Source organism: Paenibacillus sp. 2003, from assembly GCF_031455635.1.
GTDB classification, from domain to species: domain Bacteria; phylum Bacillota; class Bacilli; order Paenibacillales; family Paenibacillaceae; genus Paenibacillus; species Paenibacillus amylolyticus_B.
The window spans coordinates 77,381-91,750 of the sequence record NZ_JAVDTB010000004.1 but is presented as its reverse complement, the minus strand read 5'-3'; the positions used below and the strand labels follow the sequence as shown (position 1 = coordinate 91,750).

General features: G+C 44.4%; 5 protein-coding genes. 1 reads left to right on the top strand and 4 read right to left on the bottom strand.

The genetic code is table 11. The features are described 5' to 3' along the window. Positions 1 to 3: 3 nt before the first annotated feature. The 3 genes from J2X75_RS30425 to J2X75_RS18295 all read right to left on the bottom strand — a co-directional run bounded on the left by J2X75_RS30425 (position 4) and on the right by J2X75_RS18295 (position 11,454). Complete coding sequence (locus J2X75_RS30425) at positions 4 to 5,991, bottom strand: DUF7601 domain-containing protein (protein ID WP_310338705.1); 5,988 nt, start codon at positions 5,989 to 5,991, stop codon at positions 4 to 6. Positions 5,992 to 6,377: 386 nt separating this feature from the next. Further along, entirely contained in the window at positions 6,378 to 8,501 is a 2,124-nt protein-coding gene (locus J2X75_RS18300; protein ID WP_310338702.1) for a 5'-nucleotidase C-terminal domain-containing protein, read from the bottom strand. A 265-nt stretch (positions 8,502 to 8,766) separates the two neighbouring features. Next, positions 8,767 to 11,454, bottom strand: a complete 2,688-nt coding sequence (locus J2X75_RS18295; protein WP_310338700.1) for an Ig-like domain-containing protein — start codon at positions 11,452 to 11,454, stop codon at positions 8,767 to 8,769. A gap of 577 nt (positions 11,455 to 12,031) precedes the next feature. On the opposite strand from J2X75_RS18295, the gene J2X75_RS18290 reads away from it, so the two are divergent. Continuing rightward, positions 12,032 to 12,658: a hypothetical protein gene (locus J2X75_RS18290; RefSeq protein WP_310338697.1), complete on the top strand. Its 627-nt coding sequence runs from the start codon at positions 12,032 to 12,034 to the stop codon at positions 12,656 to 12,658. A gap of 206 nt (positions 12,659 to 12,864) precedes the next feature. Here J2X75_RS18290 and J2X75_RS18285 read toward each other — a convergent pair whose 3' ends face one another. Continuing rightward, a complete protein-coding gene (locus J2X75_RS18285) occupies positions 12,865 to 14,229 on the bottom strand; it encodes an ABC transporter substrate-binding protein (RefSeq protein WP_310338695.1) in 1,365 nt (454 codons plus the stop codon). Between the last annotated feature and the right edge of the window lie 141 nt (positions 14,230 to 14,370).

Here is a 14,370-nt window from a genome sequence, read left to right as displayed (position 1 = left end):
CCATTATTGGATGTGCTTTTTCTTCTTGTACCCGAGCAGACAGAACCCGATCGTCATTAAGGACATCAGCGCCAAAACCATATACAAGAATGGTGATACGCTGTTATCTCCAGTTTTCGGAGCATCGTCCAACGCGTTGCTATCGTTCTTAATCTGATCGTTACCCGGATCAGGTGTTACGGTGCCTGGTTCAGGCGTTACCGTGCCTGGTTCAGGCGTTACCGTGCCTGGTTCAGGCGTTACCGTGCCCGGTTCAGGCGTTACGGTGCCTGGTTCAGGCGTTACCGTGCCCGGATCTGGCGTTACCGTGCCCGGATCTGGCGTTACCGTGCCCGGATCTGGCGTTACGGTCCCTGGACTAGGCGTTACGGTGCCTGGATCTGGTGTTACAGTGCCGCCGCCGTTGTTACCATTGCCACCATTGCCGCCATTGCCGCCACCAGAACGAATTGGCTTCATTGGCACATCGTACCTGACAATGTCAAAGTCGACTGAAATCGTACCACTTGTGTGCGTTTCGTATCCGTCCTTCGTTACGATCAGATAGTAATCCGCTTCAGGAAACACCATGTACGCATAGAAGCCATCTGCATCACTATTCTGCTCCGGGCTCTCGTTGTCGTACGGCGGGAAATTTGGAACCTTTGGAAGCGTTACTTTCGTACCCGGAGTGCGGCCGTTATCTCTATTCCGCTGCGTATCCGCATAATACAGTGTAACTTTGGCTCCATCAATTTTCTTGCCAGTGACGGCATCTCCTGTCGTTTCATCATAGACCGTACCGTAAGGGTCGACTAATTCCTCTGAAATATTCAGCTCACCGTTAGCTTTAACGTCAAGTTGCGCCACTTTGAGGAGCAATTCCTCGCCGGTCTCAGCTTGATAGCGAACTTCCATTGTGTACTTCTGCTCGCTTAGCCCTTCCACAGAGAAAGTTCCATTCGAAGCCATAGGAAATGCTTTAGGTTGCCCGTTTTCCTTAACATAAATGCCATCCTTGTCTTTCAAATAGATATGCATCTGGCTAGTCAACAAATCGTTGAATAGCACTGTTGTTCCATCCAGTTGTTTGAACAGAATGATACCCACGGCCGTAATGTCCGCTGGAACAGTCTCGTCCGTTACACTGCTGTTCACATTTGCTTTTTGCGTAAACTCAACAGGTACATCCTTACCGCCTACCCGATACAATTTCGTATATCTGATCGTATAGTCGGTATCCGCTACGGCTGGAATTGAATATTCACCCTTCTCATTCGTCCGCGTCTGAATCTCTTCGCCTGTCTTCAGATCGGTTATCGTAATCGGTGCATTCGGAATGACTTCTCCTGTGTTATTGTTACGCAGCACGCCTTCCAGATACGGTCGGGTATTGGCAAAATGTGCTTCAGACCATTTTTTCTCTGGAATAGTGCCAATGTGAATGAGACTCTCTGGATCAGTCACATAGCCGTCTTGCATATAATCATCTTGGGTCACTTTATACTGGAGATTGGTTGGAAGCCCTTGGACAATGAGCGTCTGGCCATCCGTAAGCTCGAAGCTCTCACCGCTCTTGATCATGCCCTTGCTGCCGTCTGACTTCTCATAGACGTAGGATTCGTCCGATCCCTCGCCGGTGAAGGCAACCGTGTACTTAAACAGCTTCTTCTTGTCTTCATCTTTGCCTTTAACTGTGTTGCTGATTAATAGGCCTCCCTTCAAGACTCGCACGTTCGTGAATGGGGCATCTTCATCAATGCCTTTCATGACTCCGGTATAATACCGTTCCTCAGGAGTAGTCATGTATTCATCAGTTGTGTAATCTTGTTGGGTAACTGTGTATTTCAGATTCTTAGGCAGGCCCAAAATATCCAGTGCCTCTCCATCCTTGAGGCGGAAGGTACCGCCAGACTTGATCGAACCTGTGCTGCCATCCGTCTTCAAGTAAGAATAGCTTTCCTCTTTGCCTGCATCCTCAAAGTTGACGGTGTACTCGAACTCCTTCGTTTTATCGCCGCCGTTGCCCATGACCGTATTGCTGATGGTCAGCTTGTTAACGGTCCGTTCATTGAGGAAGTCCGCCTTGTGATCACCTTTATTCACGATGGAGCCAGACAGCTCTCTCGTACCCGGTATCGTCGTATAACCGTCAACGGATGTATAATCAGCCTCGGTTACGGTGTAGACCAGATCCGCAGGCAATGCTGGGAACGTCACAGATTCCCCGTGCTTGAGGGCAATCTTGTCTCCGCTCTTGATCGTGCCCAACGTATCATCCGACTTCTTATAGGTATACTCTCTGTCCTTACCTTCGCCGGTGATGGTCACAGTGTACTCGAACTCTTTGTCCGGATCACTGCCGTTGCCTTCCACCTTATTGGTAATGGTCAGCTTGCCTTGGGCCGGTGTAGGCACGATCAGCGGATGATCAGAGGTTAATTTCACCCCGTCTACCCAGATGGGCTTTCCTGGCGTATTCCCTACATAAACTTGGTATACTCTTGTAGTTGGCAGCCAAGTATTGGTGTCGATATAAGTTTCTTTCAGCTCATAATACCCTGGATCAGGGAATAGCAGATTAAGTTTCCCTCCGCTATCGGTTTTTCCTTTGGTGATTATAGTTCCGCCGTCTTTCTTATAGAGTGTAAACTCTACGTCTTTTAGCGGATTGCCATCGGGATCGACCTTTTTCAGGGGCAACAGAGCATTGGAACTTGAACTGCCAGCCACGTCCGAACTGTCCAGTGTGCTTTCGCTTCTGGCACTGACAGATTTCAGATTGTCATCGCCCTCCAGTTTTACCTCGTTGCCCATTTTGTCTCCAGCTTTCGCTTTAGATGGATCAACTTCTGTTTGGTACACAAACTGGTAAAACTGATTAGGGTCGTCCATTTTAAATGTTAGAACCGTAGTGCCATCCGCGCCTGGTGCAGCTTCTACTTGTACTTCAGCATTCGGGTCGCTGAGGTCCAGTGCTGCGCCCTCTCGTTCCAGAGTGCCGCTTGCGGTCAATTTGGCAGGATAGACTGCCATACTAGGTGAAGTCAGCACAAGCTTTCCGTTTTCTTCATAACGCAAATTCATGCCTGCACCCAGGGTATCCTGCAAATAAACACCCTGCTTCATGTTAAATGGCGGGGTATAGTTCACCGTCCATTCCAGCACTCCTGGAACTGGCTTAGTTACCGACTTTCCAAGGGTCTGAATAGGTACAATAACTTTGCGCTGTTCGGTGACAACCTTCTCCACTCCACCCCATGTCATATGAAGGTCGGCTTTGTTATACAGCACCTGTTTGTCCGTGCCGTTGATGGTGTATTCCTCTAAATACTTCTGCAGAGCATCATTGGAAGGTCTTGCCTTCACCAGAATGACATAAGGACTTTCCAACTTGGAGAAGGTGAAAGTACCCTCGTTTCCAATGTGTGAAAAATGGACTACATGAGAACTAGTACCTGGTTCAATTAGAGTTCTAGCATCGTTTCTAACACCATATTCTGTTCCTGCGCCATTGTCCGAAAATCCTTTCCAAAGCTCAAAATCCTTAGTTTCAGAGAAAGGAACGAATTCCCAGCCTTCGGGAAGTGTATCCACTAGCTTAATATTACTAATGACTCGATTACCGCCATCCTTAGCCATTTCTTCTGTGTTATATCCAGGCATATTTACCCCTAAACGGAATGTGACCGTTTTGGTTGTCCTGTCATAGCCAGAAATCGTCCATGCTTCATTGTTATCATTTCTAATGTAACTGCTAACGTTATTCGGCGTCACATTTTCAAAAGTACCATCTACTTTTAATGGCCTCGAAGCAAAGAGCATATCCTTGTTCAACATACGCAGGTGTAGGTTGGCGCTGCTATTTGCTTCTTTTACGGTTTCGCCATCAATGAGCAAAGCCCGATTCGAGCTTATTTTCCCTGCGTTAATATCCTGTCTGAAGAGAATGTTTGGGTTGGTCTCAAGTGCACGGAAGCTGAAGGATGCAGCTTCTTCGGTGTATCCGGTCACCTTGATCAAATCGGCCACTACTTTACCGTCTACGGTTAATGGAATAGCTTTCATCGTCAAACCGGTTGCATTCGACTTCAGAGTTCCCGCTTTGTACTGCTTCCAAAGCTGCGCAGAAGTGATATTTGCTTTAATTTTCGCAATTGTCTCCGCACTCACCTCGCTGGTTTCATCAACAGCGTTGTCCAAGACGTTTAAGTCACCGCCATGCACAAGGACATCGTATATTGCCGCGTTAGGTAAGGCGTACTGTGGTGCTAGATTAACGGTCCACGTGATACTACCCAAGTTATAATCCTCGGTTGATACTGCGCCTGTTTTTGTAAACGTGTGTGCGCCAATGCTGACGATTGCCTCATCCGTCACGGCAATAGGTCTTTTACCCGTCATTACATCGTTGTTCTGTATACCCCCTGGTGTATCCAAATTCCAGTTGGCACGAGGGTCAATTTGGAAGCTGGAACCACTTATCGCCTTGCTTTTAATCAACAATTCGACTTTTCCGTTAATATCCCCGAAGGAATAAACGCCGTTCGAATCTGGTGTAATTGGCGTTTCTTCAGATACAGCGCCATCTACCCATGTCTGCCATGCAGCTGATTCAAATTCCAGCCCAGCCGGTAATACATTTGTGATGGTAAAGTCCTTTAACCCTTTTTTGTTATATTGGTTAACCGCGATCTTCCATGTAATGGTTTCATTTGCATGATCATACGAAGCGCTGGCTTGAATCCAATCGGGAGCAAAGGCAATCTCCAAACCTGACTGCACCAACATATTATTGTCTTTTCTCAGTTCCACTTTGCCATTCATATCCCGGTGGCTGCGACCGAGATTGGCTGGCGGATTCCGATACTCGTAATAATAAGCTTCCTTTGAAATCCATGTTTTATATTCAACCTTTGGATCCAGACCTGTTCCCTGTGGAAAAATGTAAGTCAGCGATCCGTCTGGACCAACGACTGGAGTTACATTTTGGTCATTTACTTTAAATGAATCCTCCATATAGGTGCCGCGGACATTTCCAGAGCTGGTATTATACGTTGAGGGATTCGTATAAAAGGTCTTTCCGTCTAGTGGCAATTTGATTGTTTTATCAAACTGATCAAACGCAGATACGGTTGACTGCCAGGTAACAGCTCCCTCAACAAATTGTGCTGGTTGAATTCCGCGATAGCTATACTGATCCCATCTGATCATTCCAGGTGAGCTTAAAGTAATGTTATACTCTGCTGTAACATCTGGGTTCTCTAGCTGATATGCACCACCAAAGATGTTGATCGGCTTTTTATCGCCATACGCCAATCCCGTTATATCTGCATCGGCAGTAGATTCAAAGCTGAAGGCAATGCCTCGTCCAACACCATTGAAAAAATAATCATCACCGTTAAATACAATCTTGATGCTATTTGGAGTGAAATAGGCGGTACCCAGCTGTTTTGTACCTGATTCCGTCTGTGCATTCAAGGTTTTAGTAGCTGTTGGCAGCATCACTTCCTTGAAGTAATCTTCTCTTTTCAGCTCGATCCAGTCACCCTTTTGGATGTATTTCTCAGGATCTGCATTAGTTGGATTTGGGTCATCACCATTCACTGGTACCTTGAGACCTTCCGATTTGAGCGTAAAGGGCTGTCTACCCTGAATAATACCGTTCGGATTAATAACAGCATTCCCCTGCGTCACTTCCAGCGGAAAGGTTGAATTAGATTCCATAAATACCGCTGTTTTGTCCGTTGGGACTGCCGCCATCGCTACGAAATTGTTCGGTGCATCGTACATTGCCTCGGGTACCGAAAGCGGTTCCTCGTTCACTGCCTCAGGTTCCGAAAGTGGTTCGTCGGCACTCGGTGAGTCAGATTCAATGACCGCTTCCATTCCGGAATCGGTTGGCACACTCTCCGCATATGCGGCGGTAGAGTATATCACTGTCTGCATGACGAGCAACATTGCCAGAAATAAAGACAATAACGGTTTACCTATATTGCGTTTTTGTTTCAAACGAAAATCTCCTCCACTTCTAAAATTTTTGCAGCAACCAGAAACTTTTTCCCTTTCCTTTGGCCATTCCATCCTTACAACAGAAACTGATAAAATTCATCAAGTTCATATGGCTTGCCTTACCATTTTACTTTAGAGCCCTTACCAAATTCTGAACACTAAGCGGTAACCAGAGCATAGAGCCAATTCAGACATGGATTTCTCCATAGAATCGTGGATTTTAAGCATAAAAAAACATCCTAAATTGGGATATGGCATTCTCCTGGATAAACCCTTTTCACCAAGTAAAGAACTACTTGATGAGAGGATTTATCCGTAGAGGAATGCTCATTCTCCCGATAGGATGTGTTTCTCTGTTTTAATATAAAGTTTGAATAAGTTCTACATTATGAAGCTTTTGCTGCAACAGCTTTTTCAATCAATGCTTTTGCATCGTTAGTAGTAAGACCTTGTTTAGGTTGAAGTGATTTTTTATCTGTTCCAGCAAAAATACCTTTGTCAATCAGTTTTGCCATAGGTTTAATTGCATAAGCAGACACGGATTTACCGTCTTCAAAACTAGCAATAATCGTAGCAGCATCTTTATCAGTCGCTTGATCTTTTACCAATTTAGCAAGAATGGTAGCAGCTTCTTCACGCGTGATATCCCGATCAGGATAGAAGTTTCCACCATAACCTTGAATGAATCCAGCATGCGTAGCTTCAGCAATCGCATCTGCATATGCAGCATTAGCTGCAACATCCTTGAATGCAGGTGCTGTAGCTACTTCGTTAAGTTTCAACATGTCGACCAGAGCACTTACAAATTCAGCACGAGAAATGACTTCTGTTGTTACGGGTGTTTCTGTTGGCTCGGTAGATGCAGCCAGGTTTGTGATACGTCCTTCATTTTCAGCTTCGATGCTACCGCCTTTATACGTGTCTACGATGTATTGGTAGAATACATCCAGATCAATAGGACCTGCCAGGGATGATTTAGCATCCAGCAGCACTTTATAGTTATCTCCACCTGCAGCCATAAAGTTGTTAACTACAGCCGTATATGTTTTTGCAGGATCAATCGTTGTTCCATCTTCAAGACTGAGACCAGTAACACGTTCTGCGACCGGCTTATTGAAATCTGCAGTGTATTTCAAACCAGAGATTTGGAGTGTTTTGGTATTAGGTGTACCGTCAGCATTGGTACCCCATTGCTGCTGCAACAAGGTTTTAACCTGTTCGCCAGTCAGCTCAAGTTTTACTAGAGTATTACCAAACGGTTGGATTTTGGCAAGATCAGCAAAGGTCACATCGCCTTGTGGCAGATCCGCACGAATACCGCCTGGATTCATAAATGCAAAGTCAGCAGCACTTGCCTTATCCCCAAAGTCTGCTTCACGCATTGAATCTGCAATGAGGTTACCCAGAGGGGCTTCGTTATTATAAGCATCTGTACGGGTAACAGAACCATCCGTTGTACCTACTGGCTTCGTCAGCTCAGGATGCTTGTCTAATGATTTTTTAATAATAGCTAAAGATTCAGGGTCTTCTTTTACACCCTCTTGGAAAGTCGTTGTAACAGTCGCTGATTTTTCAGTTACATCCCCGGTGGCAGGATCAATCATCAGCTTGATATCTTCAAACGCCGTACCATAGGAATAAGCCTGAACGATCAACTTTCCATTCACTACACCGTTAGCCAAAGCATGATTGTCACCTGCAACGATAACGTCAACAGGGGAATCTGCTGGTAAAGCTTTTGCCAGATCAGCTGCTTCTCCAGTCGTTACGCCTTCTTTGGTGGTTGCTGGATCATGTGCCAACACGATGATCGTTTCTACACCTTGATCTTGCAATTCTTTTGCATATTTATTAACGGCTTCAACTTCTTCTTCTGGACTTAAGAAACGCACACCAGCTGTACCCGATGGGGATACTTTGGCAGGTGTTGATTTGGTCACTAGTCCGATGAATCCAATTTTGACTCCGCCTACTTCTTTGATTACATAAGGCTTGATCAGTGTTTTTCCGGTAGCGGTTTCAATGACGTTTGCATTAACGTAATCAAATTTTGCACCAGCATGTGTTACCTTACCTTCTTTTGGATCCAGGCCACCAAAGATCTGTGCCTTCAAAGCAGCAACACCTTGGTCAAATTCATGATTCCCCAGGGACCCTACATCAAATCCCATCATATTCATCCATTCCATGGTAGGCTCGTCGCGATCCATAGATGAGACTGGAGCAGATGCACCAACAGAATCTCCATTATGGAAGAGTAGGGAGTGTTCATATTTGGCTTGAGCTTCTTTCAGGTAGGTTGCTAGAATTGGAGCCGATCCTGCCTTTTTATCACCAACGATAGATGTGGTATCTAACTGACCGTGGAAATCATTGATTCCAATCAAGTGTACTTCTACATCATTGCCTGCGGCAGAGACTGAACCTGCTGCCCCCAGTAGTTGTGTGAGTAATAGTGCAGTAGTAGCGATACGAATTGTGCTTTTGCCCAGAACTTTTTTCCAAGACATGAATTACAAAACCCCTCTCCAATTTTACATCCTGAGATATTTTACCATAGTTCAAATCAGAAAAGTCATAGATTATATTAAATGTATGTAAAAATATTTGGGAGATTGATAGAGAAGAGGTATGTTTATACTGGCTAAACATAAAGACACCCCGCAGGGTGCCTTTATTACCTCATATAACGGCTCATATACTAGCTCAACGTTCAGCAACAAGAGTATCTTTCATTCAAGTTTACTTTCCACTCTATAGAGATCGAGATATTGCTCAGTTAACTATGATTCCTTTTTGCTCTAACATGTTCATTAATATAACAACAGCCTCTGCTCTGGTGGTTTGTGCTTTAGGTTTGAATTCGTTGTTACCCATTCCTTCTACAAGACCAAGTTCCTTCAGAGTTTTCACAGAGGTTTTCGCCCAAACAGGAATAGATTTGTCATCTGCAAAAGACGTTGTAGCATTGTCTATATTAGATACCTTGAGTGCATTCGCAACCATCACTACCATCTCGGCACGTGTGATATTGGCGTTCGACCGGAACGTGTCGTCTGGATAACCGCTAATAATGTCTTCTTGCACGGCTTGCGAGACTGCCAATTTGGCCCAAGTTCCGATCTCGGTTTTATCTGAGAATACCAGTTCCACTTCTGCTTTTTGTGAATTCAACGCACCCATCAGCATGACTGAGAACTCGGCACGTGTGACGTTCTTCCCCGGATTGAACGTTCCATCCGGATAACCGTTGATGATGCCGTTGCTTGAAGCCTGTTTAATTCTTGCTTCAGCCCAATGTCCCGAGATATCGCTAAAACCAGGTTCAGTGGTGGGTTCAACTGGATTATCCAAGACCGGCTTTCCACTAGTTTTATCAACAACAAGGACAGCATACTTCGTGAAGTGATTGACCTCGACTGTGATTTGATTCCCTTGAATAATACCTCCATCTACTTTCTCCCATGTCTTGTTCACTTCATCAAAATAAAAAACAGCTGCCGAATGATGACGCTCAAGACCTGTTGAATCAAAGGTAAATGTCAGTTTTACCGGTACGAGGAAGTTCTCCGTAAAATTCTTCAGAAGTTCAAATACCGGGCTGGCCAGAATTTCTTTATGTGTTAGCAAAGGTTCCGTATTGGAAACTTTATCAATGGATAATGTCAGCTCGCGAGATGATGCCCCTGCTGGAATTGAGATTTGAATCTCTTTGCCCAGGCTAACCAACCCTGACTTACCAATCGGAACGGTTATTTTACCCGTTGTTGATTTGACTGTATTGTCTATCGGGGCGATTGGTGCAGAAGGACTGCTCGGACTTGTTGTTTGTACCGGCTGTACAGTAAAAACAGAGTACGGATTCGACTCCGTTATTCCCTCTCCTGCGTTACCTGCACCATTGGACACTCCCGTATTTTGTAGGGTGATGACATTGACCGATTTGCTCACATTCGCTTGCGGGGTTAACGTTGCTGTCCACGTCACTCCCCCATCGGTTGAACGGACAGTATTCAGTGTACCGCTTGCGATCGTCAGATCTGCGTTATTAAAACCTGACACTGCCTCAGAGAATGTGATTGTTACCAAGGATGTTTTGCCAAGAGTAAGCGTTCCATCAGCTACAACAATCGTTGCCGTTGGTCGGGAGGTATAGACTGCGTAATTATTCGAAGCAGTAGTTCCTGTGCCTGCGTTGCCTGCCATATCGCTAATGCCCGAATTATCAAGCGTGATGACATTGGTTCCATCATCAATTCCTACAGTTGGTATCAATGTCGCAGTCCATGTAATCCCCTCATCAGATGTATGCACAGCACTCAGCGTACCGTTTGCAACGGTCAGGTCCTCATTGGTAAAGCCTGTAATTGCTTCCGAAAACGTAAAGGTGACCTCTGATGTCTTGCCGGCAGTCAGGATCATATCGGAGACGTCAATCGTTGCCGTGGGTCTGACCGTATCAATGGCGAAGTTATTGGAATCCGTTGTACCTATACCTGTTATACCGCCTTGATTCTCTATACCCGTATTATGGAGTGTAATCTTGTTCGTTCCGGCAGTGATGCCGGGGGTAGGGGTCAATTTTGCTGTATACGTAATATTATCGTTCGTAGCCAGATTGTTAATGGTTCCATTCGTCACCACAAGGTCGGCAAGCGTAAAACCGGTCACTGCTTCAGAGAATGTGAAGGTCACATCAGACGTCTTGCCAATATTCAACGTTGTATCGGCTACGACAATCGTTGCCGTTGGCTGGGCGGTATAGATCTCATAGTTATTCGAAGGCGTTGTCCCCGTGCCCGTATTGCCCGCAAGATCACTAATGCCCGTATTATCAAGCGTGATAATATTGGTTGCATCGGTGATACCAAAAGCTGGCGTTAATGTCGCGGTCCATGTTATACCTCCATTGGAGGAACTAAGGCCACTCACCGTACCATTCTCAACAATTAGGTCGGCAACGCTAAAGCCGGTCACTGCTTCGGAAAATGTGATGGTGATCAGTGATGTCTCCCCAGCGGTAAGGACCGTATCGGCTACGACAATGGTTGCTGTCGGTCTTAATGTATCAATAGTATAATTACTCGAAGTGGACGTGCCCATACCTACAATACCGCCTAGATTCATCACACCTGCGTTGTTCAGGGTTATGACGTTGGTCGCATCTGTAATATCTGGTTTAGGTGTGAGAGTTGCGGTCCAAGTAGTGCCTCCATCCGAAGATGAAGGTGCAGTCAGCGTAGCGTTTGGAACCGTTAAGTCTCCAATATCCAAACCTTGTACCGCTTCCGAGAACGTAAAGAATACCTTTGCGGTGCTGCCGATTCCCAGCTGCGTATATTCCATCGAAATTGTTGATGTTGGAGCCGCAGCATACACCTTATCTGATGCTTTGAGGCACAACAATCCTGCCATTAGGGATACCACGAGAACAATAATTCCAATCCTCTTCCTTAAATACATATGCTCCTCCTCTTAACGCTCTCTGGACTCCTCAATAAAATCAATTCCCTTTTAAATACTTCAAATTTATTCTAAATCAATTCGACACATACGTTCGAATTCCTATACCCGCAAATAAAAATAAATCATTTTCCAAGCAGAAACTACGAACCGTAAGTCGAGATCGAAACTAGTAGCATTATTCATTGATGTCTTCCTCTATTGAACAGATAGAGTTTCGTAGAAAATAATGTATTTTATCTTTTTAGTTGCTATAATGGAATAAAAAGTAATATATCTGAGCAATCACCTACATAGTCCACTGAATAACAAGTTTCCACCGAGTTTTCAACCTCTCCACTCTAAGTAACACATCCATTTACATATAGTGCATTGAAGCAACTAATTTTGTCTATTAAAGGAGGTGAACCGGAGAGCATTGTATATCTGATTTCCCTTTAATTATCATTGGGGGATGTGTTGATTGCTCTTTCACCACTCCTGACCGAACACTGCGTCGCCATATGCAATATCTGTAAGGGTTTATTGTATTACGTATGAAGCCTCAACCATTCTAAGGAATATAGGAGTGTGTCCAATGAATAATCTATTTTTCCCCAAATCTTTTCGAGTTGTTTTGGCTTGCTTGTTGATTCTTGCATTTGCCGTACCAGCGACCGCTTCTGCCGGCTATCTTGGAGATAAGCTCACGATCGGTCAAAGTATGGCTAAGGGAGACTATCTCACTTCGCAAGATGGCAGATTTTCAGCCATATGGCAGAATGACGGGAATTTTGTCATCTATCAGAATGGTTCTTCTCTTTGGAGTAGCGGTACCAGTAACAGTGGGGCTCTTTCGTTCAAGTTTGAACCACAATACGGGAAACCCGTCATGTATAAATATGGAATGAAATATCAAGATGTGTACCAATATGGCTATCGCTATGGTTTCAACCCGGCTACAGGAAAATTCGAATATTACACCGGTTGGGGATGGGATAAAGTTCTGATGATTGATACTTCTGTACAGGTAGATGCTTGGTCTCCCAATACCACCTCATGGATTCCAGGTCATCACGGGAGCAGCTTACCAGCTAACACAACGGGTGACACACTAGTCATGCAAAGTGATGGTAATTTAGTTCTGTATAACACAACGCTGACCAATAGCAATTATCCGAACAGTTGGATTCCTGTCTGGGCTTCGAATACGGGCGGGCGCTAAAAGAGAAGAGAACTGGAACGGAATGAACTAAAGTACGATGGAGAGCTGCGTGATACGCGGCTCTTTTTTTGTTTTCCGAGGAAGTTGATAGACCCATCACTTAACAAAAAGAGGCCAACCAGTAAAAACGGTTGACCTCTATATACTGTCGTATGAACTGTCCCAATCTCTATATTTCGGGGAATTATAAAAGGCTAGAGATTCTATTACTTTGCCACCTGAGCCTTTTTCAATTTATCAGCAACGGCTTGAGTGTTGGATTGGATAGCAGCAGTTGCTTTGTCCAATGTTTTCTTCCCGTTTGCTACCTGTGTCAATTCTTTCAATACAATTGACCGAAATCTCAATTCAAAATTTGGTGACTTGTTCATGAGAACATAACTTGTTATCGATGAATCCAGATTAGGTTGTAATTTGTAGAATGCATCCAACTTGTAACCGGAGTACTCTTTAATCATGCGAGATAGAGGAGCACCGATACTATTATTCGAGTTCTTGGGTTTATAGTATTCATTAGCGTATTCTTCTCCATTGAAATATTTGATGAAATCCCAAGCGGCATCAACATGAGATGCGCCTGCTGGAATCGCGAATATCTCATGAATATATACGTTGCCTGTTGATTTTCGGTCCTTAGCCGCAGGGCCGGCAGCAATACCAAGTGTGAAAGGTTTGTAATTCTTCACACTATTTTTTGCTGCTTGCAGGGACTGCAACTGACTAATAGAGGCTACTTTCATAGCAGATCGTCCCATAATGAACGAATTACTTTCCAAGTAACTTTTGCCGGACAGACTGATCAGCTCGTCAAGTACTCCGGACTTCGTTGCCTCACTCGATAGACGATAAGCATTTTTCCATGCAGTTGTATTTGCAGTAGCCTTTAGGGTGTTTGGATCCAAGTACGTTAATCCTTCTGTTCTGGCGATATCCATTACCAAATTGCTGGATCCAAAGGAGCTTAGGCCCCAAATTCGGGAGTTCTTATCTCCCTTGGTTGGGAATTTCTTAGCAAGATTCAATATCTCTTCCCATGTCATCCCATCCGTTGGTGTTTTAACATTGTACTTTTTAAATAAATCAGCATTATACAGAAGAGCGTACGAATCCGCTTTTGGGCTTAACCCATAAAGTTTGCCACCGCCTTGTTCCTTCAATTCATCAAGCAAGCCGGGGTATAACGTTGTCGTGTCATACGTATCTCGTTTAATTAAAGGTTCTAAATCGACCAGTTTTTTATCTTTAGACATTTGTTGGTATTGGTAAGGGGGTAGCATCACAAGATCCGGTGAATACTTTTGGATGGCCCCGTTGTAATCCCTAATCGCTTCCATACCTCCAGGTGTAACTACTTCAATATTTACATTCGGGTACTTCTGACTAAACAGATCTCCATATGTCATTTTGAAATCATCTTCATTCCAGTACAATACTTTTAAAGTACGTGTCGAATCTGCCTCGTTGTCCGAATTTGCAAAAACTTGCTTGCCTGTGCTAAAAACGGTTGAAATACCGATTAACATAACACTTAGACTAACGAGCATGGCCTTCTGTAATACCTTATGCTTCAAAAATAAAACCTCCACTCATGTATTGTTCAAACGATTATTCGCTTGTGTTGTACTCAGTATAGAAGTGAAAGCTTATCATCTCACTACCGAACTTCTTATCATTTCCTTAAATCATCCTGACGTTATTCAATGCATAAGAAA

Bases quoted from the DNA above. Each gene is read 5' to 3' on its own strand.
- J2X75_RS18300 (WP_310338702.1), bottom strand. From the start codon at position 8,501: ATGTCTTGGAAAAAAGTTCTGGGCAAAAGCACAATTCGTATCGCTACT.
- J2X75_RS18295 (WP_310338700.1), bottom strand. From the start codon at position 11,454: ATGTATTTAAGGAAGAGGATTGGAATTATTGTTCTCGTGGTATCCCTA.
- J2X75_RS18290 (WP_310338697.1), top strand. From the start codon at position 12,032: ATGAATAATCTATTTTTCCCCAAATCTTTTCGAGTTGTTTTGGCTTGC.